The sequence below is a fragment of the Acidisoma sibiricum genome (genome assembly GCF_057837225.1).
In genome coordinates this window covers 184610-211101 of sequence record NZ_JBYQFD010000002.1, presented here as the reverse complement: position 1 = coordinate 211101, position 26492 = coordinate 184610, and the positions used below count along the sequence as shown (strand labels likewise).

Sequence of the window (26492 nt, the reverse complement as noted above, 5' to 3'; positions counted from 1 at the left end):
TTTCAGCCTGGCTTAGGCTGAAGGCGCTGAGGCAGGCCCCATGGAGTATGGCGATGAAGCGCAGATCCCTCTTGGCCGCGGGCCTGGGCACGGCAGCGACCTTGGCCTGGAGCAGCCCGGGCCGCAGCCAAAGCAAGCCCTTCGACGGCATGGTGCTGCATCTCGCCAGCGTCAATGATCAGTATTCACCCGGCCTCAAGACGCTCAGCGAGCGCTTCCGCCAGGAAACCGGCATCACCGTCATCGTCGATATTCTGGGCTACGGCGAATTGCAGACGAAACTCACGACCGATTACGTGGGCCATACCAAGGGCTATGATCTGGCGACCACCGATAACGTCTGGGCGCCGCAATTCGCCGAAGCCGGCTATACCGTGCCGCTGAATGACTGGATGACGCGCGACGCGGTGGAGATGAAGCTCGACGACATCTATCCCGTGCTCTTCACTGCTCTCGGCAACTACAAAGGCAAACAGGTCGCCTTTCCGCTTGCGGGCTACGCCAATGTGCTGGCCTATCGCAAAGACCTCTACGCGGCCGCGAAATTGCAGCCGCCACAGACCATGCAGGCACTGGTCACGAATGCCTATACACTGACCGATAAGTCCCGCAACCAATATGGTTGGGTCGCTAACGGCCAGAAGGGCGCGGCCTGCGCTCAGGATTGGATGCAGTATCTGGCCGAGATCGGCGGCGTCCTGGTGAGTAACGGTCAGCCAACCCTGAACGCGCCGTTGAATGTGCAAAGCCTGCAGACCTATCGCGACCTGTTCCAGAAGGCCGCCCCGCCGGGTGCCGTCAACTGGGATTGGGACGGGCGGGAAGCGAGCTTCCGCAGCGGCTTGGCTGCCAATATGCAAACCTGGTCGGTCGGCGCGCTCGGCTATTTCGATCCCGCACAATCGAAGGTGACGGAAAGTGCCGCACTCATGGTGACACCGACCGCCGCCGGCATGGCGCCGCGCTACGGCATCGGCGGTTGGGGGATCGCCATCAACGCGGATATCGATGACAAGCGCAAGCAAGCCGCCTGGACCTATATCAAATGGATCACCAGTCCTGAGATCCATATCGCACTCAATCAGCTCAATGCCTGCAGTTTCCTGCGGCGGAGTGAGCTGCGGGATGCGTCCCTCAACCGGAAATATCCGTTTCTGTCGGTGATCGACGAAAGCTTCACCCATGGCGACGCGGATTTCCGGCCGCGTGTGCCGCAATACCCGGAAATCCAGGATATTCTGGGCACCGCCGTCAATTCCGCCCTGGTCGGCGCCATGACGCCCGCGGCCGCACTCGCCGCCGCTCAGACCCAGGTACAGCGATATTTCTAGGCGCGCCTTGTCCCTATCGCGCCGACGCGCCGTCTTCCTTTGTCTGATGGCGGCGCCCGCCCTCATCCATGTCACGATCTTTGCGGTCTATCCGATCCTGCGCGGCGCCGGTTTCAGCCTGTTCCAGATGAACCTCATGCAGCCCTGGCTGCATCGCTTCATCGGACTCCGCAACTACACGGATGCTTTGAACGATCCTGCGATCCGCCATTCGCTGGCCGTGACGCTTATCTTCACCGCCGCCTGCGTCGCCATGGAGCTGGCACTCGGCCTCTGTCTCGCCCTGCTGCTCTGGGCCGACAGCCGCTTCAACCGGATTGCCACCATCCTCATGCTGGTACCGATCACCGTCACTCCCATCGTCGTCGGGCTGATCTTCCGCGCGCTGCTGGACCCGAGTTTCGGTCTCATCGGCTATTGGCTGACCTGGGCGCATCTCGCACCCCCGCAGGGACTGCTGGGGGATACGCGGACGGCGCTGGTGACGATGATGGCTGTCGATGTCTGGGAATGGACGCCGCTCGTCGCGCTCATCCTGCTGGCCGGCTTGAAATCGCTGCCCGCCGAGATTCTGGACGCGGCCGCGATAGACGGCGCCGCGCCGGTCGCCCGTCTGCGCCGCATCATCCTGCCGATGATGCTGCCCTCCGTGTTTCTGGTCCTGGTTCTGCGCGTCACGGACGTCTTCCGTACCTATGACATCGTCTTCGCCGCAACGGGCGGCGGACCCGGCGACAGCACAAACCTGCTGATGCTGGCCGCCGTCAAGCAGGGGTTGCAGTTCTTTGATATCGGCTACGGCGCGGCCATTGCCATTCTGATGACCTTCGCGATTGCCGTCATGGCGGGCGCTATCATCCTCGCCCTGCGCGGTCTCGGCCGGCGGTTCAACCCGTCATGAACCGCCGGCCCGCCATGCTCGCACAGCGGTCGGCCCTGATGCTGGCGCTGGCGCTTTTTCTGGCACCCGTCCTCTGGCTGATCATGACCGCCTATGAACCGTCGCGGGCCATCCAGGCGACCCCGCCGACCCTGTGGTTCAGGCCCACTTTCAGCAACTTCGCAGCCATCGCCGCGAATTTCGATCTGCCCAGACTGACGCTGAGCAGCGTTGTGCTCAGCCTTGGCTCCACCCTGCTATCGCTGCTCCTGGGCATTCCATGCAGCTATGCGCTCGCCCGCACACGCAGCCGCGCCGCCATCGGCATCGCCTATGCCCTGCTCGCCATCCGCGGCGTGCCGACGGTCGTGACCCTCATCCCCTTCTATCTGTTCATGCAGAAGCTGGGGCTGCTCGGCACCTGGTGGGCGGTCATCCTGATGAATGCCACGCTCAGTACGGCCTTTGTCGTCTGGATGATGTTTTCGGCCTTTCGCGCCGTCCCGCGCGAGGTCGAGGACGCCGCGATCCTCGACGGCTGCACGGCCTTCGGCGCCTTCTGGCGCGTCGCCCTGCCACTTGTGCAGACATCGGTCATCGCCGCGGCCCTGCTCTGCATGATGTTCGCATGGAATGACTTTCTTAACCCGGCCTTTCTGACGCGGACGGAGACGCGGCCGCTATCGGTGGCACTGCTGACGGCCTTCGGCGGCAATACCACCAGCGGCTGGGGCAGTCTGGGGGCCATGGCCCATATCAGCACCATCCCGATCATCGCAGCGGCCCTGGTGCTTCACCGCTATCTGGTCTCGGGCCTCACGCGCGGACTGCATTAGATGGCCGCGCCTCGGGCGCGATTTCTCATTGTGTCGCAAACAGCCGCTCGCTCAGAAAATCGACCAGGACCCGAATCTTCGGGGAGAGATTGCGGCTTGAGGGCCATAGCAGGCTGAACTTTCCCGGCGCGTCCATATGCGCCATCAGGATGGTCTGCAGCGCGCCATGCGCCCGCGGCTCCTGCAGCAGAAATTCCGGCATGCAGCCGATGCCCAGACCGCCGATCACCGCATGCCGCAGCGCCTCCATATTGTTGCAGGTGATGATGGTGCGCGTCCGTGGCTCGGCCATGCCTTGCGGCAGCGCCAAAGGCCATTCCTGCAATTTGCCGCTATTGGGAAAACGGAAGCGCACGGCCAGATGGCCGTCGAGGTCGCGCGGCGTTTCCGGCACGCCGTGCCGCTGCAGATAGGCGGGCGCGGCACAAAGCAGCATCTGGAAGGGCCTCAGCGCGCGCACCATGAGGCGAGAGTCGGGCAGGTCTCCGCTCCGCATGGCCACATCGATGCCTTCGTCGATCAAATCGACGATGCGATCGTTGAAGTCTAGGTCAAGCTCAATCTCTGGATAGCGCGCCACGAAATCGGGCAGCAGCGGCAGTATGAGATGATAGCTCACCAAAGGCACGCTCAGGCGCAGCCGGCCGCGCGGCGCCTCAAGCGCGCGGGCCAGCGCGGCTTCGGCGTCATCCAGATCGTCCAGAATGCGCCGGCACCGCTCATGAAACATGCGCCCCTCTTCGGTCAGGCGAATGCTCCGGGTCGAGCGTTGGAACAGCCTCGCACCCAATGCCGCCTCCAGCTTGCTCACCGCCTTGCCGACAGCGGAAGCAGACAGGCCGAGCACCCGTCCGGCGGCCGCGAAACTGCCGAGATCGGCCGTGCTGACAAAAGCGTCGAGGCCGCTGAGCCGGTCCATTCACCCTCCTATTCGAGCGTTTCCTTCCGCAATCTTCGGACAAAAACCCTGTTTCAGGAGGATTGTAGCGAAACTATCGTGCGTCCCGAAAGGCTTATCGCCACGTCTTAGCCAGCAGGGGTCGCATGACTGTATCCGCCATCGCGCCATCGCGCGCCGAAAAAGCTGTCGCATTGCTTGCGGTCTGCCTCGCCGCCGCCGCCATGCCGCTGACCTTTACCGGCCCGGCCGTGGCCCTGACCGATATCCACCGCGCGCTCGGCGGCAGCCCGATTGCCCTGAACTGGGTGACCAATGCTTTCATGCTGACCTTCGGCAGCGCGCTGATGACCGCGGGCAGCCTCGCCGACCATCACGGCCGCAAACGGATCTTCCTGATCGGCACGGGGGCTTTCGCGATGATCTCACTCGGGCTGATCGCAGCACCCAGTATCCTCTGCTTCGATCTGCTGCGGGCAGCCCAGGGGCTAGCGGCCGCGGCCGCCTTTGCCGGGGGCATGGCGGCGCTGGCACAGGAATTCGACGGTCCTGCGCGCACGCGCGCCTTCAGCATCGTCGGCACAAGTTTCGGCGTCGGCCTGTCGCTCGGCCCGATCACCGCCGCGATGATGATCGACGCCTTCGGCTGGCGCAGCATCTTCGTGCTTGGGCTCGCGCTTGTCGGCCCGAGTTTCCTCCTCGCCGTCGGCGTGCTGCGGGAATCCCGCGATCCGGCGGCGAAGGGGCTGGATTGGGCCGGCGCACTGACCTTCACCGCGGCTTTGACGCTTTTCACCTTCGGCATCCTCTTGGCGCCACAACGCGGCTGGGCTGATGGCCGGGTGGTCGCCCTGCTGGCGTCTGCTGTCCTTCTCTTCGTGGTTTTCGGCCAGGTGGAGCGGCAGGTGGCTCGGCCCATGCTGGACCTGTCGCTCTTCCACTACCCGCGTTTCGTCGGGGTGCAGCTGCTGGCCGCCGCACCCGCCTATGCCTTCGTGGTCTTGCTGATCCTTCTGCCAATCCGTTTCGTCGGTATCGAAGGCATGAGCGTCATCGCCGCCGGACAGCTCATGATCGCGCTTTCCGCACCCTTGCTGATACTGCCGATTGCGGCCGGCATGCTGACGCGGTTTCTGTCCCCCGCCGCCATCTGCGGCCTTGGGCTACTGATCGCCGCAGCTGGCCTGTTCTGGCTAAGCCGATATCCGGTGGGCGCTTCCCATGGTCTGATCGTGGCACCGATGATCACGATCGGCCTCGGCATCAGCCTGCCCTGGGGTCTGATGGACGGCTTGGCCGTCAGCGTCGTGCCTAAGGAACGCGCGGGCATGGCGACCGGCATTTTCAGCACAACACGGGTCGCGGGCGAAGGCGTGGCACTGGCCGTGGTCAGCGCAATCCTATCCGCTTTGACCGCAACCCATCTGCCCACCGCCGATGCCACCGCCGCGCAAAGGCTTGCAACCGGCGATCTGGCCGGCAGCGCACATCGTCTGCCCGGCGTCTCCCTGGCTGCGTTGCAGCACAGCTATTCGGCCGCCTTCACCTCGCTGCTGCTGCTCCTCACGGGCGTGACCCTGGTGACGGCGATTGTTGTCTTCCTGGTTCTGGGACGCGCCGTGCGGGCGCCTGGCTTGGCGCGGGCGGATTGTCCGGCTTCGGCCGGCGATTAGCCCGGAGAGGCCATGGGAGCGCTAGAGGAATGTTCGTAACTGCGAATTTTAAACTGTCTTGCGTATATCAAACGGATTACGTATTGGCGCTTGATGCACCGGCGCCTCTGTGGTTTAAGGTCCCCGCCCTGGACGAAAAAAAGGCGGCGCCGAAGCGCCGCCAAGTTTAGGGAGGAAACGTCCAAGAAAGCAGCAACACGATCAAGGACCGCCGTTGCCGTCCCGTCCTGTGTATGGCGCTGCGAGTTGTTTTGCAAGTTTTTTTGTGCGCCGCAGCATCGTGCGAGCCGGAAGAACCGCTGAAAAAGCCTTTTCACCCATCAACTATGCGTGAATTGCACGGGTTTGCCTTACGCGTCTCGGCGCGAAGCCCTCGCGCCCTCTTTTCCCAGTAACATCTTGGCAAGCGCAACCTGTTTAGGCATTGCCATCCCGGCATGATTGAACACGTGTCGCATCAGGCCCCAAGCCGGGCTTTGGGTTGAGGTTGGTCAGGAAAGCGTAGAGCTGATGTTTCCGCATGTTGCCGGCCCGTTAGGTCAGATGATCCGTGAGTACGACTGGAGCACGACGCCGATCGGACCGCTGCAGGACTGGCCGCAAAGCCTCAAAACCGTGACCGAACTGCTGCTGCTCTCCGACGTGCCGATAGTGCTGTTATGGGGCGAGGACGGCATCATGATTTACAATGATGCCTACGCGGTTTTCGCCGGCAATCGTCACCCCGGAATTCTCGGCTCGAAGGTCCGCGAAGGATGGCAGGAAGTGGCCGATTTCAACGACAATGTCATGCGCGTCGGGCTGTCCGGCGGCACTTTGGCCTTCCGCAACCTGGAACTGTCGCTCGAACGCCGGGGTCAGCTCGAACCCGCCTGGATGGATCTCGATTACTCGCCCGTTCTGGATGAGACGGGGAAACCCGCCGGTGTTATTGCTATCGTCGTCGAAACGACCGAAAAGGTGATGGCCCAGCGCCGCGTCCTGGAAAGTGAGCGGCGCTTCCGCGCGCTGACCACAGCGTCATCGGATATGATCTATCGTGTCAGCCCGGATTGGCGGGAATTGCGGCAGCTGGATGGCCGGTCCCACATGGTCGATACCGATCAGCCCAGCATCGCCTGGATGGACGACTATCTCGTGCCCGAGGACCGTGCGGCGGTGCAGACGGCGATCCGTGAAGCCGTCGCTCGCATGCAGCCTTTCCAGAAGGAACATCGGGTGCGCCGGGCTGACGGCTCCACCGGCTGGGTCTTCTCCCGCGCTGTACCTGTCACCGACGAGGATGGCGCGGTGATCGAATGGTTTGGCGCCGCCTCTGACATCACCGAGCGCATTCGCACGACCGAACATCTCACACGTGTCGTCAACGAGCTGAACCATCGCGTCAAAAATACGCTCGCCATGGTGCAGGCCATGGCCATGCGCACTTTCCGCTCTCCGCACAATCTGCCTCAGGCGCAGGAACAGTTCGCTGCAAGGCTGGTGGCTTTAGCGAAAGCCAATGACCTGCTGACGGGCGAAAGGTGGGCCGGCGCCTCCCTATTATCCACCATCGAGCAAGCCGTCCGGCCGCATCAGCCGGCCGATGATCGCTGCGTCATCCAGGGTGCGGACCTCCGCATCTCGCCCAAGACGGCCCTCGCCTTGGCAATGGCCATGCACGAGCTGTCGATCAATGCGGTGACCCATGGCGCCTGGTCCAATGAGTCCGGTACCGTCACCATAAGCTGGACCGTTGCCCATGAGACTCTGACCATGGAATGGCGCGAGCAGGGCGGACCGGCCGTCACCCTGCCCCTGCAGCGGGGGTTCGGATCGCGATTGATCGAACGGGGTTTGGCGGGGGAACTGGGCGGCACGGTCGCGTTGCAATTCGATCCCCTTGGCCTGCGCTGCCTTATTGAGGCGCCGGTCACGTTTTGGGCCCAGGGATAGGCGGGAATTTTGAAGATCCTGATCGTCGAGGATGAGATGGTCATTGCCTTCATGATCGAGGACATGCTTCTCGAACTTGGTCATGAGGTCGTCGAACTCGCCATGCGGCTGCCCGAAGCGCTGGCGGCCGCCGAACGCGCCGACATCGATCTGGCCATTCTCGACGTCAATCTGGACGGTCACCGGTCCTTCCCCGTCGCCGATATCCTGATCAAGCGGTCGATCCCTTTTGCTTTCGCGACAGGCTATGGCGCGGCCGGGCTGGGGGAGGCCTATCAGGACCGGCCGGTGCTGGCGAAACCCTTCCTCTCCGCGGATCTCAGGCGATTGCTGTCACAGACGACCGCACGCTGATCCCGGGGCTGCCTCGCGGCCTGGCAATGTCCCGGCCACCTCATACGATGTGCAGAATTGGCGCATCAACGGGCAGCATGTCGCCCAGTCGCGCCGTGATCTCCACCACCCGGCCCGCCGCCCGGCTGCGCAGCATCGTTTCCATCTTCATCGCTTCGATCACAGCCAAGGGCTGATCTTCCACGACCTCATCTCCGGCCTGCACCAGCAGCTTGACCAGCAGTCCTGGCATGGGCGCGCGCAGCACACGGTCCGAATCCATGACGGCGGGTTTGGGCATGATGCGCCACAGGTCCCAGGCCAGCGGTGCCCAGACTGCGACCGCGGTGACGGTGCCGGCATGGCGGATGGTCCAACCCGCGTCAGTGCGGTCGATCTGCGCATCTAGGACCACGCCACCGACGGTCCCGGACCAGATCGGCCCCGGGGCCTGCCAGGCGCTCTGCAACACCAGCGCAACGCCATCTGCCAGTATGACAGTCACCCCGTCGGCCTCGGCACTTTCGGTCGTTACCGTCCAAGCCTCTCGCTCATCGCCGCCCAGCACCACCACCCGCGCGCGCTGTCCCGTCAGCGCCGTGCGGCCCGGCCGCGCATGACGCGCCGTCTCGGCCAGATGCTCCATCGCCGCGACCAGCGCCACGATGGTCCTGGCAAGGGCCCCATCCGGCCGCCGCTCCTGCGCCGTCTCGCCGAATTCTTCGGCGATCAGCCCAGTCGACAGCCGTCCCTCCCGCCAGCGCGGCAGCGCCATCAGGGTCGAGAGGAACGCGAGATTGTGGCGAACCCCGCCAATCGCGAAACGGTCCAAGGCGCTGATCTGCGCGTCGATCGCCTGGCCGCGCGTCGGCGCATGGGTGATCAATTTCGCGACCATCGGATCGTAATAGACCGTGACGCTGTCACCTTCGACCAGACCGCTATCCACCCGCACCGTCACGCCGTCGATCTCAGCCTCGGCCGGCGGCCGAAACGGCAAGACGCGCCCGGTGGAAGGCTGGAAGCCCCGCGCCGGGTCCTCGGCATAGATCCGCGCCTCCACCGCCCAACCCTTCACCTGCACATCCGCCTGGGCGATGCTTAAGCGCTCACCGGACGCGATGCGGATCATCTGCTCCACGATGTCGATCCCCGTGACCAGCTCAGTCACCGGATGCTCGACCTGAAGCCGGGTATTCATTTCCAGAAAATAGAAGCTGCGGTCTTGCGAGACGACGAATTCCACCGTGCCTGCGGAATCATAGGCCACGGCCCGCGCGAGGGCCACGGCCTGCGCGCCCATCGCCGCGCGGGTAGCCTCATCCAGCAAGGGGGACGGCGCCTCTTCCAGCACCTTCTGATGGCGGCGCTGAATGGAACATTCCCGTTCACCCAGATGGATGACATGCCCGTGCCTGTCACCCAGCACCTGAATTTCGATATGCCTCGGATTTTCGATGAATTTTTCGATGAAGACGCGACCATCGCCGAACGCCGACTGGGCTTCCGACCGCGCACGCGAAAAACCTTCCGCCACCTCATCGCTTGACCGCGCAATGCGCATGCCCTTGCCGCCGCCGCCGGCCGAGGCCTTGATAATCACCGGATAGCCGACATCGTCGGCAATGGTGATGGCGTGTGTCGTGCTGTCAATCACGCCCAGAAAGCCGGGCACGGTCCGCACCCCGGCCTCGGCTGCCGCCTTCTTGGACTCGATCTTGTCGCCCATGGCCGCGATCGCCGCTTCATGCGGGCCGATGAAGACGATACCGGCGGCCTTCAGTGCTGCCACGAAACTCGCGCGCTCGGACAGAAAACCATAGCCCGGATGCACAGCTTCAGCCCCGGTCGCCTGGCAGGCGGCGATGATCGCTGCCACTGACAGATAAGATTGCGCAGCCGGCGCCGGACCGATGGCGACCGCCTCATCCGCCATCCGCGCATGCAGCGCGTCACGATCGGCCTCGGAATAGACCGCGACCGTCGCAATCCCCATGCGCCGCGCGGTGCGGATGATGCGGCAGGCGATTTCACCGCGATTGGCGATAAGAATTTTTCTGAACATGCGGCTCACTGCGGTTGTCTGAACAAAATTGGCATCAGCCCAGACCTTCAACAATCCACCGGCGTGTTTCCCGCGGCAGAATGGTCGTACCCAGCGCCGCGCGGCCCGAGGGCCAGCGATAGAGCACACCCTGGCCGATCCCCATCACGCCAGAGGCGGGTGCGGCCGCCATGCCGGTGATCAGCGTCACCCGCGGGGGCTTAAATGCGGCAAGGCCACGCGAGAGAAGGGCTGCCTGACGCAACAACCCGGCCGCTTCCTGATCAGGGCCGGGCAAAAGCCCGGGACAATCGACCAGGGTCAGCAGAGGCAGCTTGAGAGACGCGCAGAGCGCGACCAACCCTGACGCCTTCACCAGCGCGGTCGCATCCAGCGCACCGTCCAGCACCAGAGGCTGGTTGGCCAGCACGCCGACCGTGCGGCCACCGAAGCGCGCGAGACCGGTGACGATATTGGCGGCAGCCAGCGCGGCAATTTCCAGAAAATCGCCGCCATCCGCCGTCGCCCGCAGAACCTCGCGCATGTCGTAGACCGCGGTCCCCGCCTGCGGCACCAGACGGTCCAGGCTTGGCGCCGCGCGCATCGCCGGGTCGGGGCTCGCGACCCGCGCGCGCTCCGCATCGGGCATAAGATCACACAACTGCCGCGCCCGCAGCAGGGCCGCGACATCATGCGCGACCGCATCCACCAATCCGCCACCCGCTTCATGGATGGCGGCACCGCCTATCTCCGCCCCAGTCAGCATTTCGTTCGTCGCCTTACGCACCAGGTCCGGCCCGGCGCTGGCGATGAAGCCACTGTCCGTTGCGATCACCATGATATCGGCCCGCGCGGCGAGCAGGGCATCCGGCCCAACGCAAGGCCCCAGCACCAGCGCGATGCGCGGAGACGATACCGGCCGGAAGGCCGCCTGCAGCGCCAGCATCGCTTCCAGGGCATCCGCACCCTCGATCATGGCACAACCGTCGAAAATCAGCACGGCAGGCGCGCCGCACGCCGCCGCCTCATCCAGAAACCCCGCCAGCGCGCGCATGTCGGCCGCCGTGAGAGCCCCGCTACGGACCGCGCCGTCACGGCCGGCGGCGTACACAAGCCGCCCTTCCACCCGGCCGCAGCCCAGCAGCAGGGCGGACGGCGACGGCCCCGGACGCCGCTCATACCGCCCGTCATCGAACAGAACGCCGAACCGCTCTGCCGCGCTCAGCTTGCCCGCCGCATGCGGGTCCTGTTCCGTCATCACGGGCATCACGGCGGTGTCGAAAAGCCCATCGGTCAAATCCAGGCCGCGCACGAAACCGGACGGGAAATCGCGGCGGCGCAGCGGCGACAAGGTGACGGGCGCAGCCAGCACGGCCGCGTCCGCGCGCCGCGCCGCCACCGCCTGTTCGATCGTCACCGCCTGAAACCGCAGCCGCGCGCCCGCGCGCAATTGGGCAAGCCGGCCCAGATCCGGGCCGATCACGGTTGCGATCTTGGGGTAGCCTCCGGTCGGCTGCCGGTCCGCCATCAGAATGATCGGCTGGCCCTCGCCCGGCACCTGAATCGCACCCATGGCAATGCCGTCCGAAACAATATTGAAGCCCTGCGCGTGTTCCAGCCTCGGGCCCTCCAGGAAGTAGGCCATGCGGTCGCCGCGTGCCGAGAGTACCCACGGCCCGTCCAGGAAGGACGCGACCTGCTCCCCGGCAAAATAGTCATCCTGCGGACCAAGCAGAACGCGAATGACCTCACCGGGCCGGTCCAGCCACGGCGCCGCCAGCACACCCGCATCCATCAGGCGCGGTGCCGCGATGCCAAGGCGGTCGCCGCTCGCCAAAGCCCGCCCGTCCAATCCGCCGAAGCCCGACCGGGTATGGCTCGCGGTCGACCCCAGCATGGGCGGCACCCGCATATCGCCCGCGACCGCCAGATAGCACCAGGCGCCGGTCGCGCCGGCCGTGATGCGCAGTATCGCGCCGGGCTCCAGCCGCAGCCGCACGGCAGGCGGCACCCGCCTGCCATCGAGGGTGACGACGAAATCCCCGCCCGCCACCGCGACGGACAGGGGCGCGTCTTCGCTTGTGACATGCAGACCGCCGAGCCCGATCTCGATCGCCGTCATGTCCGGCGCATTGCCAAGCGCATGATGGACGGTCGCGAAAGCCAGCGGGTCCATCGGCCCCGCCGGCGTGACACCGAAGCGCAGATAGCCATGCCGCCCGCCATCCTGCAGGGTCACGCCGGGCCCCGCGAACAGAATGCGCAGCGCGGCCTTTTCCACAGTTTCCGTCATGCCGGCGCCCGCCGCGCGATCGGCTCGCCCCGGGCCGCGCGCGCCTCCAGCGCGTCGAAGCTCGCCGCGTCCACTGGCTCGAAGCGGATCGTGTCGCCGGGGCTGATGAGAAAGGGCTCATCCCGGTCGCGTGCATAAAGACGTTCGGGCGTGCGCCCCAGCACGTACCAGCCGGTGGGCATGGGGAAGGTCGCGACGCCGCATAGACCCCCGCCGATCATCACCGCGCCCGCAGGGTGCGGCGGGCGCGGGCTCGGCCGGCGCGATATCGCAAGCTCTGTGGCCAGGCCGCCGAGATAGGCATAGCCCGGTGCAAAACCATACATATAGACGCGATAGCGGCCAGCGGTATGCAGGGCGATGGCGCGGTCGCGGGTCAAGCCGAGCAGGGATGCGGCCTCATCCAGATCTTCGCCATGGGGCAGGTCATAGCAGCAGGGCACGGTCCAGGTCTGGGCCGCCCCTTTCTCACCTGCAGGGTGCAGCAGCGCCTGCCGCACCCGCTGAATGAGATCGCCCCGCGGCAACACAAGCGGATCGTAATGGATCATCAGCGAGCGATAGGTCGGCACCAGCTCGCGCAGTCCGGGGGCTCTCTCGGCCGCCAGCACGGCGTCCAGCGCCAGCACCAGATCATTCGCCGCCGGGTCGACCTCATGGCCGAACTCGACCACCAGGGCCGCCTCGCCCGCATCCAGAAAGCGGGGCTCGGGATAAATCATGCGGCAGCCATCAGCGCGACCTCGGGACTTTGCGAAGGCAGGATGGATCAGCTCTACCCTATCCCAGACCGCCATCAAAACCCCACGCCGCGTTTGACTGAGACCCGGGCGATACTACAAGAGACGACGCAAGACCGGATCAGGACAGCGAGCACGCCCATGAAACTCGACCTCAATTCCGACCTGGGTGAGAGTTTCGGCGCCTGGACCATGGGCAATGACGCGGCAATGCTGGATATCGTCACCTCGGCCAATATTGCCTGCGGCTTCCACGCCGGCGACCCCGTCATCATGCATCAGACGATGGCGGCCGCCGGGGCACGCGGCGTCAGCATCGGCGCCCATCCCGGCTTTCTCGATCTCTGGGGCTTCGGGCGGCGGCCGATCCTGGGCGACCGCCCGGATGATATTGAAAAGATGATGATCTATCAGATCGGTGCGGCCGCTGCCTTGGCGCAATCTGCCGGCTATCGCCTCGCCCATGTCAAAGCCCATGGCGCGCTCGCCAATATGGCGATGGTCGATGCCGATCTCGCCCGCGCCGTCGCCCGTGCCACCCGCGCCGTCGACCCCGACCTCATTCTCGTCGTCATGCCCGGTCTGGCGCTGGAAAAGGCCGGGCTTGCCGAAGGACTTCTGGTCGCGCGTGAAGTCTATGCCGACCGCAGCTATGACGATGACGGCAATCTGACATCGCGCAAGCAAGCCGGCGCCGTCATCGAGGATGCTGACTTCGCCACCAGGCGCATCCTTGCGATGCTTGATGATGGTGCCATCACAACCGTCACCGGCCAGCGCCTGCCTGTCACCATCGACACCATTTGCGTGCATGGCGACAACGCCCATGCAGTCGCGATGGCGGCGTCGCTTCGGCAGGCGCTCGTGGCTGCCGGCTGCACGCTCGCCCCCTTCTCCCATTTCCTGCGCGCCTGACATGGCAAAGCCCGTTCTGCTCTACGCCTGCCCTGGCATCCTCGCCGAGCCTTGGCTTGCGGCCTTCCAAAACGCGATGCCTGACCTGGAGGTTCGTGTCTGGCCAGATATCGGCAATCCCGCAGACATCGCCTATGCCTTCGTCTGGCATCCGCCGGCGGATCTGTTCTCAGCCCTCACCGGCCTGCGCGCCATCGTCTCGCTCGGCGCCGGGGTCGAGCGTCTTCTGGCCCGCACCGACCTGCCGCCCGATGTAGCACTGATCCGCATGGTTGATCCGTCACTCGGCGCCGATATGGCGATCTATGTCACCATGCAGGTGCTCCATTATCATCGCCGCATGCCCGAATTCGCGCGCCACCAGCGGCAGGCATCCTGGCAGGATCTGGATGTGCCGATGGCGCAGGACCGCACCATCGGCATTCTGGGCTATGGCCAGCTCGGCGCGCTCTGTGCGGAACGCCTGGCGCCCTTCGGCTTTGATATCGCGGTCTGGTCGCGCCGGCCGAAAGACGCGCCCGGTCTTCGCTGCTTTGCGGGCGCCGGGCAATTGCAGGATTTCCTGGGCCAGAGCGAAATTCTGGTCTGCCTTCTGCCGCTGACGTCCGATACAGCGGGCATTCTCAATGCCAAGACGTTTGCGGCCATGCCGCCCGGCAGCCACCTCATCAATGTCGGCCGCGGCGGCCATCTGGTCGAGGCTGATCTTCTCGCGGCGCTGGCCAGCGGCCAGATCGCCCATGCAACGCTCGATGTCTTTGCGACCGAACCGCTGCCACCGGATCATCCCTTCTGGCATCATGAGCGGATCACCGTCACACCGCATGTCGCGGCGCTCACGCAGCCACATACGGCGGCGGCCATGATTGCCGACAATATCGGCCGTGACCGCGCGGGATTGAACCTGCTGCATGTCGTTGACCGCAGCCTGGGTTACTGACGCGCCTGGATTTCCCCTGTGCTGGCCGAGGTGATAGGCTTCCTGGTCTTTCCACGATCATGGACTTTCACCGATGCAGATCGACCGCCCGAACGATGTGACAACACTGGTGCAGGACCGCGTCGCGGCGATCGAAGCCGGGTTGATCGACATCCGGCGTGATCTTCATGCCCATCCCGAACTAGGGATGGAGACGGTGCGCACCGCCGGCGTCGTGGCGGCCGAGCTGACCCGCCTCGGCCTCACTCCCCAGACCGGCGTCGGCGGTCACGGAGTCGTGGCTGAAATCACAGGCAGCCAGCCCGGCCCATGCCTGCTGATCCGCGCCGATATGGATGCGCTGCCGATCGAAGAACTGACCGGCCTGCCCTTCGCCAGCACCGTTCCCGGCCGCATGCATGCCTGCGGGCATGACATACACACGGCAACGCTCCTCGGCGTCGGCACGGTGCTCAAGGATCTGGCACCGATGCTGCGCGGCACGGTGCGCCTGGTCTTCCAGCCGGCCGAGGAAACGGTCGAAAGCGGCGCTGCAGCGATGGTCGCGGCCGGCGCGGCAGATGGCGCCGATATCGCACTCGCCTTCCACAACCGGCCGGAACTGGCCGTCGGGCGCTTCGCCTATACGCGCGGGGCCGCCACCGCTTCCAGTGATGAGATCGACGTCGTCGTGCGTGGCAAATCCGGCCATGCCGCACGTCCGCATGCCGCCGTCGACCCCATCGTCGCGGCCGCTGCCATGATCACGCAACTGCAAACCGCCGTCTCCCGCGTTATGGACCCATCGCATTCGGCGGTGCTCACCATCGGCCATATCGAAGGCGGCAGCACGCATAACATCATCCCCGATACCTGCCTCTTCCAGGGCACGGTCCGTTGCCGCTCAGCCGAATCGCGTGATCTGATGGAGACGACCTTCCGCCGCATCGTCGACGGGATCGCCGCCGCGATGGGCGTGACCGTCGAGATCACCTATCACCGCGGCCCGCCTGCTCTGGTGAATGACGACCGCGTGGTCGATGCGACGGTCGCCGCCGTCGCCGCGCAATTCGGCGCGGCACAGCTGGAACAGCTCGAAGGCCGCTTCGGGGCCGAGGATTTCTCCTATTTCTCCGACCGCATCCCATCCTGCCAGCTGCTGGTCGGCGCCTCGCAGCCGGGTCGGCAGGATCGCGTCCATAATTCCAACTACCAGCCGGATGAGCGCTGCATCGGCCTGGGCACGGCGGCACTGGTCCGGGCAGCGCTCGACATCCTGTCCTGAGGCTCGCCTGATCCATCGGACCGCCCCTGGCGCTTCGGCGGTGACGGTGAGATGATCGTCTTAGTGTCCGCCGGCGGCCATCGTGCCGCCGGCTTCAACTGGCATGAAAGTCGAGCAGAATGACCGAAACGGCCCCCTATACGCCCCCCAAAGTCTGGACCGCGGCCGCGCCCTCCGGCGGCGCCTTCGCCAATATCAACCGCCCCATTGCGGGGCCGACGCATGACAAGACCCTGCCGGTCGGACAGCATCCGCTGCAGCTCTATTCGCTCGGGACGCCCAATGGGCAGAAGGTCACGATCCTGCTGGAGGAGCTGCTCGCCCTGGGCCTCACCGGCGCGGAATATGACGCTTGGCTTATCCGCATCAATGAGGGCCACCAGTTCTCCAGCGGCTTCGTGGATATCAATCCCAACAGCAAAATCCCGGCACTGCTGGACCACAGCACGCAGCCGCCGACGCGGGTTTTCGAATCCGGCTCCATCCTTCTCTACCTTGCCGAGAAATTCGGCGCCTTCCTGCCCAGGGATCACGCCGGCCGCACCGAGACGCTGAACTGGCTGTTCTGGCAGATGGGCTCGGCCCCGTTTGTCGGCGGCGGCTTTGGACATTTCTACGCCTATGCGCCCGAGAAATTCGAGTATCCCATCAATCGCTTCGCGATGGAGACGAAGCGGCAGCTGGACGTGCTCGACCGGCAACTGGCCGAGCGGCCCTATATCGCGGGCGCCGAGTATACGATCGCCGATATCGCGATCTGGCCCTGGTATGGCGGTCTGGCTCTGGGCCAGCTCTATGGCGCAGGCGAATTCCTCTCGGTGCAGGATTACACCCATCTCGGCCGGTGGGCGGCAGAGATCGCGGCCCGCCCCGCCGTCCAGCGCGGACGCCGCGTCAACCGCGTCATGGGGCCGGAGGCCGAGCAGCTGGCCGAGCGTCACTCGGCCGCTGATTTCGGCTGATCACGAGCGGCCAAAGGGGGAGCGGCGCTCCCCCTAATTGATACGGCGCCGCGTCCGGCTGTAACCTGATCTCTGGTCGTGCCGAATAGCCTTCGTAAGCCGAACCAGGCAGCAAGGATGACAGGCCGTGACCCGTCAGGATAAGCAGGCCTCAAGGGCCGTCGCGCCGCCTGCGCGGCGGCTGCACCCGGTGCCCATCCGCATCATGCATTGGCTCAACGCCGTCGCCGTTCTGGTGATGATCACCTCGGGCTGGGGCATTTATAATGATGATGTCATTATTCATGGCCTGCGTTTCAGCGGCTTCTGGCGCCTGGGCGAATGGGCCGCCTGGAGCCTGAACTGGCACCTCGCCGGCATGTGGTTTTTTGGCATCAACGGCTTGGTCTATCTGACCTATGGTCTCGCGACAGGCCGGTTTCGAGAGCGCCTGTTGCCCATTCGCCCGCGCGAGTTGGCGGCGACGGTGGTGGAAACGCTACATTTCAAAATCGCGCACGAGGATCTGACCGTCTACAACGCGGTGCAGAAGCTTCTGTATGTCATTGTCATTCTAGCGGGCATCAATCAGGCCATCAGCGGCCTCGCGCTGTGGAAGCCGGTCCAGTTCTCAGGACTTGTGACCCTGTACGGTGGATTCCAATCGGTCCGCGTCTTTCATTTCGGCGGCATGGTCGTCATCGTGGGTTTTCTGGTCGTCCACGTTCTGCTCGCCCTTCTGGTGCCGAAGACAATCTGGGCCATGCTCGCCGGCGGCCCCCGCCTCAAGCCATCGCCCTCTGGCCAGGGGCCAAAACCATGACCCGGTCGCCCTTCCGCCCCGATGATGCGCCGGACGCATCCGTGCTCGACTTGCACCGCCCGCTGGTCCGCTCGCTGCAGCGGCGCGGCCTGCTGCGCGCCGGCCTGTCGCTCGGCTCGCTCGTCATGCTGACGGGCTGCGACGTGAAGCGGCCGGAGGCGGTGGAATCGGCGCTGCTGGCCATATCCCGCATGAATGACCGCGTGCAGGCCCTGCTGTTCGACCCGAACAAGCTCGCGCCGACCTATCCGGCGTCGATGATTCTGCGTCCGCCCAAATTCAACGCCTATTACGATGTCACGGAGGTGAAACCGGTGGGCGGCGCCGATTGGCGGCTGGAACTGGGCGGCCTCATCCAGGATAAGCGGCCTTGGACGCTGGCGCAGCTGCAGACGCTGCCGCAAAGCTCCATGGTCATCCAGCATATTTGCGTCGAAGGCTGGAGCTATATCGGCGGCTGGACCGGCGTTCCCTTGCGCATTTTTCTGGAGCGCGTCGGCGCGGACCTGCGCGCGCCCTATGTCGCCTTCAAGACCGCCGACAATTACCCAAGCAGCATCGACATGGCGACGGCGCTGCATCCGCAAACCATTCTTGCCCTGCAATATGGCGGAGATCCGCTGGCCGATCCCTTCGGCTTTCCCATGCGCCTGCGCATGGCGACCAAGCTCGGCTACAAGAACCCGAAATGGGTGACGGCCATCGAAGTCACCAAAACCTATCCGGGCGGGTTTTGGGAGGACAAGGGCTTTCCATGGTTCGCCGGATTATGACGCCCATGCGCCGTTCCATGCGCCTGCTGTCCCTGGCCGGCTGTCTGGCCCTGAGCCCCGCGGCTTACGCGCAAAGCCCAATGCCCGGCGGCATGCCGCCACCGCCCGGCATGAGCCTCGCCCAATCCACGGCCATGCGCTTTCCGCAGCCCGTGCGAGTCGGCGACCTGTTGCATCGCCTGGTCCTGCGGCCGGTCGAAAGCCAGGATATTCTGGGGCGCGTTCACGCCATTTTGCGGAATGACCAAGGCCAGATCGTGGTCATCCTCAATATCGGCGGCGTCTACGGTTATGGCGGACGGCTGATCGCCGTGCCGGTCGATGCCATGGTCCTGCTCGGTCAGGATATGGAAGTCGTGGCCTATACGCCCGCGCAACTCGCCCAGTTCCCGACCTTCGTGTCGCAGGACGCGCAGCCGGTGCCGGATGACACGACAATTAAAATTGGCCTCGCCAAGCCGTCACACTGAAAAAATTATCTCCGCCCTCACGTTTCTGTGGGACAGTGTAACCAGACGCCGTCTGCTCCGTATAGTGATGAGAACGATCAGCCTCGAAGCCCCATCGGGCCTCTCGACCGCGTGATCGCACATCAAAGGGGCCGTCATGACATTGCGCGAGACGCCTGCAGGGAAGGCAAACTGTGCCATCGCGGTCATGGCGAAAGCGCCGCGCCCCGGCCATTCCAAAACACGGCTTTGCCCGCCGCTCGACTATCATCAGGCGGCACGCATGAGTGCCGCCTTCCTGCGCGACACGACAGAAAATATCGCGCTGGCATCCGCGTCCGCTGCAATCTCCGCCTATGCGGCCTATGCGCCCTTCGGGACGGAAGAGGCTTTGCGTCCCCATATCGCACACAACACGCAGCCCATTCTGGCCGATGGCAGCCTGGACGCGGTCGCCGGCGTCGAAGGCTTCGGCCGATGTCTATTCCAGGCGATTGCCGGTCAGTTTGCCCTCGGCCATGCCGCCGCCTGCGTGCTGAGTTCCGATACGCCCAATCTGCCGACAGACTATCTGATCCAGACCGCCAACATCCTCCTCACCGGCCATGACCGGCGCATCGTCCTCGGCGCCTGCGACGATGGCGGCTATTACCTTCTCGGCATGCGCGCGCCCTATGCTAGGCTCTTCGCGGATATCGCCTGGAGCACGGAGACGGTGGCCGCTGGCACCCGTCTGCGCGCGCAGGAACTGGGTCTGGAGGTGGTTGAGCTGCCGCCCTGGTACGACATCGACGACGCCATGTCGCTGCGCCAGCTTCTGGCCGATGACGGCGGTTATGCCGCGCCCTTCACTCGCAAGACCATCGATACGCTCGAGATTGGCTCCGTCCTGCAGGGCGTGCGCGCTGCATGACACGCCGGCTGAGCCTTCTGCTGCTCTGCGCCGGGGCCCTCGTGGCTTTGACCATAGCTGCTTTGTGGATTGATCCGCCGGCCGTTGCAGCACGCGCGCATGTCGCGCATCTGCCTGCGCTCGTCGGCCTGCTCTGCCTCAGTGCTGCGGTCTATTTCGGCGCGGTCTTGCTCATCCAGCGCCATCCCTGGCCCAAATTCACCCTGTGGTTTGTGCTCGCGGTCGCCGTGCTGCTGCGTCTGATTCTTTTGACCACACCACCGATGCTCTCGACCGATATCTATCGCTATGTCTGGGACGGCCGGGTTCAGGCGGCGGGCATCAACCCCTATCGCTATATCCCCGCCGATCCGGCGCTCTCCTCTCTGCGCGACCCGACGATCTATCCGCATATCAACCGTAAGGAATATGCGCGCACGATCTATCCGCCGGTGGCCGAAATGGTTCTCGGCATCGCCGGCCGCGTGCATGACAGCATCAACAGCATCCGGCTCGCGGTCCTGTTCTTTGAAGCACTCGGCGTCGCCGCGCTGATCCTGCTGCTGCGTCTGGCCGCGCTGCCGCCGGAACGCATTCTCATCTATGCCTGGAATCCCCTTGCACTTTGGTCTTTTGCTAGCGACGGCCATGTCGATGGCATCGCCGTCGGCCTGATCGGTGTGGCACTTCTGCTGCGCGCGCGCCATCGTGACGGATGGGCGGGCGCGGTTCTGGCCGGCGCCGTGCTGACCAAGTTTCTGCCCGTTGTGCTGGTCCCCGCCTTTCTGCGCGGCGGCCGCTTCTGGCGTCCTGTGCTGGCCGGTCTCGCCGTCATTCTGGTCGGCTACGCGGCCTATAGCGGCGCCGGCCGTCATGTCCTGGGCTTTCTACCCGGCTACGGGGCGGAGGAGGGATTGGAGGGCGGCGGCGGCTTCTGGCTGCTCGCCGGACTCAGCCGCGTCGTTACCCTGCCCGCTTCGGCCAGCGCCATATACGCCATAGCCGTGGTGGCGATCTTTGGCGCTGTCTCCATCGCCATCCTGCGCCGCCCGCCACAGGCCCATGACGCGCGGCAACTTTGCCAGGATGCCGCCACGCTCGGCGCGGTCACCATGGTCGCGATCAGCGCGCATTACCATTGGTATTTTGCCTGGCTCGCCTTGCCAGCCGTCATCGCGCCCTCCGCCGCCCTGCTGTGGCTCGCGACCGCGCCGCTACTCCTGATCAACGATCCTATCCCACAGGACCGGTTCATCTGGCCTTCCCTGATCTATCTGCCCGCCGCAGCACTTTTGCTGATTGACCTGCTCAGGCGACGCACAGCGCGCCACAGCCTGCAAACCCAAGCCGGAGACACGCCATGTCCGCGACCGTCGCGCTGAAAGACCCGCGCCGCTATTTTGAGGAGATCGCAAGCGATCGCTCACGGACCGCGGAAAAGCCGCCCGTCTGCCTCTATCTGGAGGTCACCAATCGCTGCAACCTGCTGTGCGAGACCTGTCCCCGTACCTTCGAGGAGCTGGAGCCCCCGGCCGATATGAGCTGGGAGCTTTTCACCAAGATCGTCGATCAGGTGCCCAATATCGCCCGCGTGGTGATGCATGGCGTGGGCGAGCCGATGCTCGTCAAACAGCTGCCCGAGATGATCCGCTATCTCAAAGACCGCGGCACCTATGTCCTGTTCAACACCAACGGCACCCTGATGCAGCCGAAGCGCTTTCAGGAACTGATCGATACCGGGTTGGATGAGCTGCGCGTCTCGCTGGATGCCGCCGATCGCGAATCCTATGCCCGCGTGCGCGGCAAGGACTTCTTCAATCGCATCGTGCGCGATGTCGGCAAGTTCATCGCCTACCAGAAGCAGGTCGGTGCCACCACGCCGCGCGTCTCGCTGTGGCTCACAGGCTTGAAGGAAACAGTTGAGCAGCTGCCGGCCTTCGTCCGCCTGGCAGCGCAGATGGGCATCACTGAAGTGCATCTTCAGCGCCTGGTCTTCGATGACCAGGGCTACGGCATGGCGACCGCCGCGAATTCCCTGTTTGAAAGCACGCAGGATGAGGAACGTGCGGCGATCGCGGCGGCCCAGGCCATCGCCGGCCCGCTTGGCGTCATGCTCGACGCCTCCGGCGCGACCGAGCCCGGCCTCAGCCTGCAGCGCCAGGATGACCGTGCGTGGTCGACCTGCCGGCGGCCCTGGTCGCTCATGTATTTCACGGCCCATGGCCGCGCATTGCCCTGCTGCATCGCGCCCTTCTCGGTCCGCGGCTACAGCAACTATACGCTCGGCGACGCCACCCAGCAGGATCTGCGGGAAATCTGGAACGGCCCGGCCTATCAGGATTTCCGCACCAACCTGCTGTCAGACACGCCCCCCGCCCCTTGCCAGAATTGCGGTATGCGATGGAGCCTGTAAGCCTCGTCATCCCGACCTTCAACGAGGCCGAGACCATCGCAGGCGTCGTGCGGGAAATCCCGGCACCCTATCGGGGTGACATCATCGTGGCGGACGGCGGCAGCCGTGACGGCACGCAGGAGATCGCGGCCGCCGCAGGCGCGCGCGTCATTAACGCAGGGCGCGGCTATGGCCGCGCCTGCGCACTCGGCGCCGCCGCAGCTCGGCCGGAAAGCAGCGTTATCGTCTTCATGGATGGTGACGGCGCTGATCGGGGTGACCTGATTGCGCGCATCGCAGACCCCGTTCTGTCTGGCGCGCAGGATTTTGTCCTCGCATCACGGACATTGGGCCAGCGTGATCCGGGTGCCATGCTCTGGCATCAGGTCCTCGCCGGCCGTCTGGCGGGCTTTGGCATCGGCGCGCGCTATGGCGTCCGCTACACCGATATGTGCGCCTTCCGGGCCATAAGCCGCACCGCCCTCGAGGCGCTGGCTTTGCAGGAAATGACCTATGGCTGGAATATCGAAATGCAGATGCGCGCCGCCCGCGCCGGCCTGCGCATTCTCGAAGTGCCGATGCCCTATCGCTGCCGGGGCGGCGGCACATCCAAGGTTGCAGGATCGCTGCGCGGCACGATGAAGGCCGGGTCCCGCATCGTCAGCACCTTTCTGCGCGTCGCCGCCACCCGCTGACGGCTGTCTGGTCAGACGATGACATCGGCCTCCGGCCGGTCACTGCCTTTCGAGAATTCCTCATGCCAGTTGCCGGCCTCGTCCTGATAGGAAATCAGCGCGGGGTCGCCCGGCACATGCTGCTCGGCCGCTACCCGGTGGGCCGCCGCAATCGCTGCGTCCTTGCTGCGGAACGGCTCGGAAAACCCGTCGCCGAGCTTATAGGCCCAGCCGCCATCATGCTGGACGATCCGATAGTGGAGTTTTGCCATGCCCTGTCTCGCTTATTCTTGGGAAGCATCATCCCTAGCAGGAAAGGCCGCGGCGGCTAAGTCCGCGACAGCTGCGCTCCCGCGAGCTTGATCCAGTCCAGCCGCGCCTGCGGGATCAGGCCGTAATTGTAGAAATTCGCCCCCTTAGCCCCCGCCCCGGCCGCCGCCGCGACGCTGGCTGCCAAGGTCGCGGCCTCCGTCACCTCCGGGTAGAAGACCCTGAGGCCGGTGCCCAGATAGCGGTCCGGCCCCAATGCCTGCCGCGCCGCTTCCGTCTCACGCGCAATCTCGGCTGGCCCGATGTCATAGGCGCAGAGAATGAGCCCGTCGCAGACATCCCGCAGCCGGGCCTGGTCAATGCCGCCCAGCCAGCCGGCCGCGAGGTCGATCACGTAGATTGCACTGTCGGGGTGGGCGCGGGCGCGCACCTCCGCGATCAGGCTCATGACGGGCGCCTGCCGCCACAGCAGATAGGCCTGCAGCGCCGGCCATGGCGCGAAGGCGTCCAGCCCCTCCGTCAGCAGCCCCGGCAGGCGCGGCTGCGGGGTCGCATGGCCAAAACTCTCGGTGAGCCAGGCGCGCGCGATGCCGGCCGCGCCCGCCACATCCACCCCGGCCTTGGCAGCGCCCGCGCGGCAGAAAGGGCAGAAGCACAAGCCCAGCAGCAGATCATCCTCCGCGGTCAGCCCGACGCCGTCCTTCTCGTGATGCAGCCCGTGCGCGTAGCCCATGAAGCCGATCGTCTCCAGCTCCACCGCATCGACGCGACAGCCATGGGTCAGATTCTCCACCAGCCTGCAGACATAATCCCGCACATCCGGGTGGGACGGGCACAGCGCATGAGCGTAGCGCTCACCGAAGACGCTCATCGTCGCGACCTCGGGATAGGCCGCGCCAATACGGCTATTATGCAGACAGACCGTCCAGGCGGCGACACTCAGCCCGGTGCGGTCCCGCGCCGCCACCAGATCGCGCAGCACGTCGCTCTGCTCGACCAAGGACGCGACCTGCGGCATCAGGCGCGACTGTGACCAGCGCGCCGCATCGGGACGGAAATAGAGCGTGCCGTCCTCGGGCGAGAAGGTCCGCCGGCGCGGGCTGCGCGGCTGCAGGAAGCGTCCGGCGTGATAGGCGCTCGCCAGGCTGATGCGGTTGACCCCGGCCCGCTCGCGCAGCTCCGTCGCAACAGTCTCCAGCCCGATATCCTGCACGTCCCAGGGATAGGTCCAGAGTGAACGAATGGGCCGCGTCATCGGCATCTCCCGCCATGCAATCAGTTATTCTCAGCGCGACTGCGCGCGGCGCGCGGCCAGAAACCTTTCGAGCAACGCCTTGACACCCTTTCCGTTTGTGAGGGAACTTTTGCTCATGAACAATCCCATTGTGATCGAAGCGATACTGGGATCTCAGACCGATCCGGCGCTGGCCGAGCGCCTGCACGATATCAGCCATCACGGGCTGGTCGAGACGCTGTTCGTTGAACCCGCCGACCTGCCGCGGCGGCGATTTCACAGCCAAACCGATCGCGGGACGCCTTGCTTCGTCTCTCTGCCGCGTGCGGCACAGCTTTTTGACGGCGCCGTGCTGCACCTGGCGGAGGGACGCGCCATCATCCTGCGCGTCGGCCAGCAGAACTGGCTGCGCCTGCGGCCGAGCGCGGCGGGCGGGCTGGAACTCGGCTATCTCGCCGGCAATCTGCATTGGAAGGTCAGGTTCGAGGACGGCTGCCTTTTGGTCGCTCTCGATCATCCGCGCGAGCAGTATCTGGCGCGGCTGGTGGATCTGCAGAACGCCGGCAAAGTCTCGGTCGTTGAATGACGCAGCCGGGCTGCTGACGGCACTGCAATTCGGGGATGGCCAGTTTCCCGGTGGCGGCTTCGCCTTTTCCTGGGGGCTGGAATCGCTGATCGCGGACGGCAAGGTGTCGCGCGCCAGCTTCGGCGATTTTCTGGCCGGGCAGATGCGGCACCGGTGGGCCGCGTCAGACCGCATCATCGCCGGCCACGCGCATGCGGCGGCGCACGACCTGCCCGCTTTATGCGCACTCGATGATCTGGCCGAGGCCTGGGCGGTGGTGGACGCGATCCGCCAGGGCTCGAAACGGGCCGGGGCCGCGCTGCTTGGTACCCATCTCCGCCTCGGAACCAAGACTGCCCGGCCGCTGAAGGACGCGATCGATACGGGTGAGGCCTACGGCCATCTGCCCATCGTGCAGGGCGTGGTTCTGGCGGGCGTCGGACTGGACCTTGCTTCCGCCCTCGCCGTCAGCGCCTATGGCATGGCGCAATCGCTTTGCACGGCCGCGATCCGCCTTGGTTTGATCAGTCATCTAGATGCGCAGCGCGCCCTCTCCGCGCTCAGCCCGGTGCTCGGCACGCTGATTGCAGAGCTGTTGCCGGAGCTGGATGCCGTCGCCAGCTTCACGCCGCTCGCTGATATCGCCGCCATGCGCCACCCCGACCAGGCACAGCATCTGTTCTCCAATTGAGGGACCGCCGATGAATCTCGCCCCCACCGAAATGGAACGCCTTACCATCTTCATGGCGGCCGAACATGCAAGGCGCCTGCGCGGCCACGGCATCAAGCTCTCGCATCCCGAAGCTGTCGCCCTCATCGCGGATGAGATGATGCTCGCGGCCCGACAGGGCATGACCTATGAGGCGATCGTCAATATGGCGGGCCAGCTGCTCACGGCCGATGACGTGGAACCGGGTGTGGCACCCATGGTCGACATGATTTCGGTCGAGGCGAATTTCACCGAAGGCACCAAGATGGTGATCGTCTTCAACCCGATCGGGCCGGGCCAGGCGGCGTCCCCCGAAACCGAGGAACCTGGAGAGATCATCACACTGGAGGGCGAGATCGAACTCAATGCCGGCCGGCCCCAGACGGTGCTCGACGTCATCAATACCGGCGACCGCGATATTCAGGTGCGCAGTCACACCCATTTTTTCGAGGTCAATCCGGCGCTGGATTTCGATCGCGCCCAGGCCTTCGGCAAGCGCCTGGATGTGCTTTCGGGCGGCGGCGTCCGGTTTGAGCCCGGATTGCGTAAACGCGTCACTCTCATCCCTATGGCCGGTGACCGCATCGTCCGCGGCCAGGCCGGGCTGACGCAGGGCGCGCTGGATGATGACGCCGTGCGGCAGGCAGCCTTCGCGGCAGCCCGCACGCGCGGCTACCGGGGCATCTGA

26 protein-coding genes are annotated in these 26492 nt (G+C 65.1%); 20 read left to right on the top strand and 6 right to left on the bottom strand.

What is annotated here, in order from left to right; all coding sequences use genetic code 11:
• Positions 1-53: 53 nt before the first annotated feature.
• Genes AC3G7M_RS19405 through AC3G7M_RS19395 form a run of 3 tightly spaced genes read left to right on the top strand, consistent with a single transcriptional unit; the run spans position 54 to position 3047 of the window.
• Positions 54-1331 (top strand): ABC transporter substrate-binding protein, encoded by a 1278-nt coding sequence (locus AC3G7M_RS19405; protein WP_489216996.1) that lies wholly within the window; start codon positions 54-56, stop codon positions 1329-1331.
• 7 nt (positions 1332-1338) lie between these two features.
• Positions 1339-2232, top strand: coding sequence for a carbohydrate ABC transporter permease (locus AC3G7M_RS19400; RefSeq protein ID WP_489216994.1), 894 nt, complete (start codon positions 1339-1341; stop codon positions 2230-2232).
• A complete protein-coding gene (locus tag AC3G7M_RS19395; RefSeq protein WP_489216992.1) occupies positions 2229-3047 on the top strand; it encodes a carbohydrate ABC transporter permease in 819 nt (272 codons plus the stop codon). Before AC3G7M_RS19400 ends, AC3G7M_RS19395 begins: the two co-directional genes overlap by 4 nt.
• Before the next feature lie 25 nt (positions 3048-3072).
• On the opposite strand, the gene AC3G7M_RS19390 is transcribed toward AC3G7M_RS19395, so the two are convergent.
• Positions 3073-3966, bottom strand: coding sequence for a LysR family transcriptional regulator (locus AC3G7M_RS19390; RefSeq protein WP_489216990.1), 894 nt, complete (start codon positions 3964-3966; stop codon positions 3073-3075).
• 125 nt (positions 3967-4091) lie between these two features.
• Between AC3G7M_RS19390 and AC3G7M_RS19385 the strand changes: the two genes are divergently transcribed.
• The 3 genes from AC3G7M_RS19385 (at position 4092) to AC3G7M_RS19375 (ending at position 7907) form a co-directional block, all read left to right on the top strand.
• On the top strand, positions 4092-5618 hold the full coding sequence (locus tag AC3G7M_RS19385; protein ID WP_489216989.1) for an MFS transporter: 1527 nt from the start codon (positions 4092-4094) through the stop codon (positions 5616-5618).
• Positions 5619-6161: 543 nt separating this feature from the next.
• Positions 6162-7553, top strand: a complete 1392-nt coding sequence (locus tag AC3G7M_RS19380) for a sensor histidine kinase (RefSeq protein WP_489216987.1) — start codon at positions 6162-6164, stop codon at positions 7551-7553.
• A gap of 9 nt (positions 7554-7562) precedes the next feature.
• Positions 7563-7907, top strand: coding sequence for a response regulator (locus tag AC3G7M_RS19375; protein WP_489216986.1), 345 nt, complete (start codon positions 7563-7565; stop codon positions 7905-7907).
• 40 nt (positions 7908-7947) lie between these two features.
• Here AC3G7M_RS19375 and AC3G7M_RS19370 read toward each other — a convergent pair whose 3' ends face one another.
• The 3 genes from AC3G7M_RS19370 to AC3G7M_RS19360 are packed head-to-tail and all read right to left on the bottom strand — an operon-like array spanning position 7948 to position 12945.
• A complete protein-coding gene (locus tag AC3G7M_RS19370; protein ID WP_489216984.1) occupies positions 7948-9951 on the bottom strand; it encodes an acetyl/propionyl/methylcrotonyl-CoA carboxylase subunit alpha in 2004 nt (667 codons plus the stop codon).
• Between the two features lie 34 nt (positions 9952-9985).
• The gene (locus AC3G7M_RS19365) at positions 9986-12223 is read right to left on the bottom strand and encodes a 5-oxoprolinase/urea amidolyase family protein (protein ID WP_489216981.1); all 2238 of its coding nucleotides are present in this window, start codon (positions 12221-12223) and stop codon (positions 9986-9988) included.
• On the bottom strand, positions 12220-12945 hold the full coding sequence (locus tag AC3G7M_RS19360; protein ID WP_489216979.1) for a 5-oxoprolinase subunit B family protein: 726 nt from the start codon (positions 12943-12945) through the stop codon (positions 12220-12222). Before AC3G7M_RS19360 ends, AC3G7M_RS19365 begins: the two co-directional genes overlap by 4 nt.
• 159 nt (positions 12946-13104) lie before the next feature.
• On the opposite strand from AC3G7M_RS19360, the gene AC3G7M_RS19355 reads away from it, so the two are divergent.
• From AC3G7M_RS19355 to AC3G7M_RS19305, 11 genes are all read left to right on the top strand, one after another.
• A complete protein-coding gene (locus AC3G7M_RS19355) occupies positions 13105-13878 on the top strand; it encodes a LamB/YcsF family protein (protein ID WP_489216977.1) in 774 nt (257 codons plus the stop codon).
• A gap of 1 nt (position 13879) precedes the next feature.
• Entirely contained in the window at positions 13880-14818 is a 939-nt protein-coding gene (locus AC3G7M_RS19350) for a 2-hydroxyacid dehydrogenase (protein ID WP_489216975.1), read from the top strand.
• Between the two features lie 73 nt (positions 14819-14891).
• Positions 14892-16082: a M20 metallopeptidase family protein gene (locus AC3G7M_RS19345; protein ID WP_489216973.1), complete on the top strand. Its 1191-nt coding sequence runs from the start codon at positions 14892-14894 to the stop codon at positions 16080-16082.
• Between the two features lie 119 nt (positions 16083-16201).
• A complete protein-coding gene (gene yghU / locus AC3G7M_RS19340) occupies positions 16202-17044 on the top strand; it encodes a glutathione-dependent disulfide-bond oxidoreductase (protein ID WP_489216971.1) in 843 nt (280 codons plus the stop codon).
• Between the two features lie 127 nt (positions 17045-17171).
• Positions 17172-17846, top strand: a complete 675-nt coding sequence (locus tag AC3G7M_RS19335; protein ID WP_489216969.1) for a cytochrome b/b6 domain-containing protein — start codon at positions 17172-17174, stop codon at positions 17844-17846.
• Positions 17843-18619 carry a molybdopterin-dependent oxidoreductase gene (locus AC3G7M_RS19330; RefSeq protein ID WP_489216967.1) on the top strand — a complete coding sequence of 259 codons (777 nt, stop codon included), beginning with the start codon at positions 17843-17845 and terminating at the stop codon, positions 18617-18619. Before AC3G7M_RS19335 ends, AC3G7M_RS19330 begins: the two co-directional genes overlap by 4 nt.
• Positions 18601-19089, top strand: a complete 489-nt coding sequence (locus tag AC3G7M_RS19325; protein WP_489216965.1) for a hypothetical protein — start codon at positions 18601-18603, stop codon at positions 19087-19089. The genes AC3G7M_RS19330 and AC3G7M_RS19325 overlap by 19 nt, the downstream gene beginning before the upstream one ends.
• A 136-nt stretch (positions 19090-19225) precedes the next feature.
• Entirely contained in the window at positions 19226-19981 is a 756-nt protein-coding gene (locus AC3G7M_RS19320) for a TIGR04282 family arsenosugar biosynthesis glycosyltransferase (protein WP_489216963.1), read from the top strand.
• The gene (locus tag AC3G7M_RS19315) at positions 19978-21342 is read left to right on the top strand and encodes an MptA/MptB family glycosyltransferase (RefSeq protein ID WP_489216961.1); all 1365 of its coding nucleotides are present in this window, start codon (positions 19978-19980) and stop codon (positions 21340-21342) included. Before AC3G7M_RS19320 ends, AC3G7M_RS19315 begins: the two co-directional genes overlap by 4 nt.
• Positions 21321-22373, top strand: coding sequence for a radical SAM/SPASM domain-containing protein (locus AC3G7M_RS19310; RefSeq protein WP_489216959.1), 1053 nt, complete (start codon positions 21321-21323; stop codon positions 22371-22373). Before AC3G7M_RS19315 ends, AC3G7M_RS19310 begins: the two co-directional genes overlap by 22 nt.
• On the top strand, positions 22361-23047 hold the full coding sequence (locus tag AC3G7M_RS19305; protein WP_489216958.1) for a glycosyltransferase family 2 protein: 687 nt from the start codon (positions 22361-22363) through the stop codon (positions 23045-23047). The genes AC3G7M_RS19310 and AC3G7M_RS19305 overlap by 13 nt, the downstream gene beginning before the upstream one ends.
• Positions 23048-23058: 11 nt before the next feature.
• Here AC3G7M_RS19305 and AC3G7M_RS19300 read toward each other — a convergent pair whose 3' ends face one another.
• Positions 23059-23298 carry a DUF2188 domain-containing protein gene (locus tag AC3G7M_RS19300; RefSeq protein WP_489216957.1) on the bottom strand — a complete coding sequence of 80 codons (240 nt, stop codon included), beginning with the start codon at positions 23296-23298 and terminating at the stop codon, positions 23059-23061.
• Between the two features lie 56 nt (positions 23299-23354).
• Positions 23355-24551 carry a hypothetical protein gene (locus AC3G7M_RS19295; RefSeq protein WP_489216956.1) on the bottom strand — a complete coding sequence of 399 codons (1197 nt, stop codon included), beginning with the start codon at positions 24549-24551 and terminating at the stop codon, positions 23355-23357.
• Between the two features lie 115 nt (positions 24552-24666).
• Between AC3G7M_RS19295 and AC3G7M_RS19290 the strand changes: the two genes are divergently transcribed.
• The 3 genes from AC3G7M_RS19290 to ureB are packed head-to-tail and all read left to right on the top strand — an operon-like array spanning position 24667 to position 26492.
• Complete coding sequence (locus AC3G7M_RS19290; protein WP_489216954.1) at positions 24667-25116, top strand: urease accessory protein UreE; 450 nt, start codon at positions 24667-24669, stop codon at positions 25114-25116.
• Positions 25109-25786, top strand: coding sequence for an urease accessory protein UreF (locus AC3G7M_RS19285; RefSeq protein WP_489216952.1), 678 nt, complete (start codon positions 25109-25111; stop codon positions 25784-25786). The genes AC3G7M_RS19290 and AC3G7M_RS19285 overlap by 8 nt, the downstream gene beginning before the upstream one ends.
• 10 nt (positions 25787-25796) lie before the next feature.
• Entirely contained in the window at positions 25797-26492 is a 696-nt protein-coding gene (gene ureB, locus AC3G7M_RS19280; protein ID WP_489216951.1) for an urease subunit beta, read from the top strand.

Coding starts and splice junctions, on each gene's coding strand:
- AC3G7M_RS19405 (WP_489216996.1), top strand. CDS start 54: ATGAAGCGCAGATCCCTCTTGGCCGCGGGCCTGGGCACGGCAGCGACC.
- AC3G7M_RS19395 (WP_489216992.1), top strand. CDS start 2,229: ATGAACCGCCGGCCCGCCATGCTCGCACAGCGGTCGGCCCTGATGCTG.
- AC3G7M_RS19390 (WP_489216990.1), bottom strand. CDS start 3,966: ATGGACCGGCTCAGCGGCCTCGACGCTTTTGTCAGCACGGCCGATCTC.
- AC3G7M_RS19385 (WP_489216989.1), top strand. CDS start 4,092: ATGACTGTATCCGCCATCGCGCCATCGCGCGCCGAAAAAGCTGTCGCA.
- AC3G7M_RS19380 (WP_489216987.1), top strand. CDS start 6,162: ATGATCCGTGAGTACGACTGGAGCACGACGCCGATCGGACCGCTGCAG.
- AC3G7M_RS19370 (WP_489216984.1), bottom strand. CDS start 9,951: ATGTTCAGAAAAATTCTTATCGCCAATCGCGGTGAAATCGCCTGCCGC.
- AC3G7M_RS19365 (WP_489216981.1), bottom strand. CDS start 12,223: ATGACGGAAACTGTGGAAAAGGCCGCGCTGCGCATTCTGTTCGCGGGG.
- AC3G7M_RS19360 (WP_489216979.1), bottom strand. CDS start 12,945: ATGATTTATCCCGAGCCCCGCTTTCTGGATGCGGGCGAGGCGGCCCTG.
- AC3G7M_RS19355 (WP_489216977.1), top strand. CDS start 13,105: ATGAAACTCGACCTCAATTCCGACCTGGGTGAGAGTTTCGGCGCCTGG.
- AC3G7M_RS19350 (WP_489216975.1), top strand. CDS start 13,880: ATGGCAAAGCCCGTTCTGCTCTACGCCTGCCCTGGCATCCTCGCCGAG.
- AC3G7M_RS19345 (WP_489216973.1), top strand. CDS start 14,892: ATGCAGATCGACCGCCCGAACGATGTGACAACACTGGTGCAGGACCGC.
- yghU (WP_489216971.1), top strand. CDS start 16,202: ATGACCGAAACGGCCCCCTATACGCCCCCCAAAGTCTGGACCGCGGCC.
- AC3G7M_RS19330 (WP_489216967.1), top strand. CDS start 17,843: ATGACCCGGTCGCCCTTCCGCCCCGATGATGCGCCGGACGCATCCGTG.
- AC3G7M_RS19325 (WP_489216965.1), top strand. CDS start 18,601: ATGGTTCGCCGGATTATGACGCCCATGCGCCGTTCCATGCGCCTGCTG.
- AC3G7M_RS19320 (WP_489216963.1), top strand. CDS start 19,226: ATGACATTGCGCGAGACGCCTGCAGGGAAGGCAAACTGTGCCATCGCG.
- AC3G7M_RS19315 (WP_489216961.1), top strand. CDS start 19,978: ATGACACGCCGGCTGAGCCTTCTGCTGCTCTGCGCCGGGGCCCTCGTG.
- AC3G7M_RS19310 (WP_489216959.1), top strand. CDS start 21,321: ATGTCCGCGACCGTCGCGCTGAAAGACCCGCGCCGCTATTTTGAGGAG.
- AC3G7M_RS19305 (WP_489216958.1), top strand. CDS start 22,361: ATGGAGCCTGTAAGCCTCGTCATCCCGACCTTCAACGAGGCCGAGACC.
- AC3G7M_RS19300 (WP_489216957.1), bottom strand. CDS start 23,298: ATGGCAAAACTCCACTATCGGATCGTCCAGCATGATGGCGGCTGGGCC.
- AC3G7M_RS19295 (WP_489216956.1), bottom strand. CDS start 24,551: ATGACGCGGCCCATTCGTTCACTCTGGACCTATCCCTGGGACGTGCAG.
- AC3G7M_RS19290 (WP_489216954.1), top strand. CDS start 24,667: ATGAACAATCCCATTGTGATCGAAGCGATACTGGGATCTCAGACCGAT.
- ureB (WP_489216951.1), top strand. CDS start 25,797: ATGAATCTCGCCCCCACCGAAATGGAACGCCTTACCATCTTCATGGCG.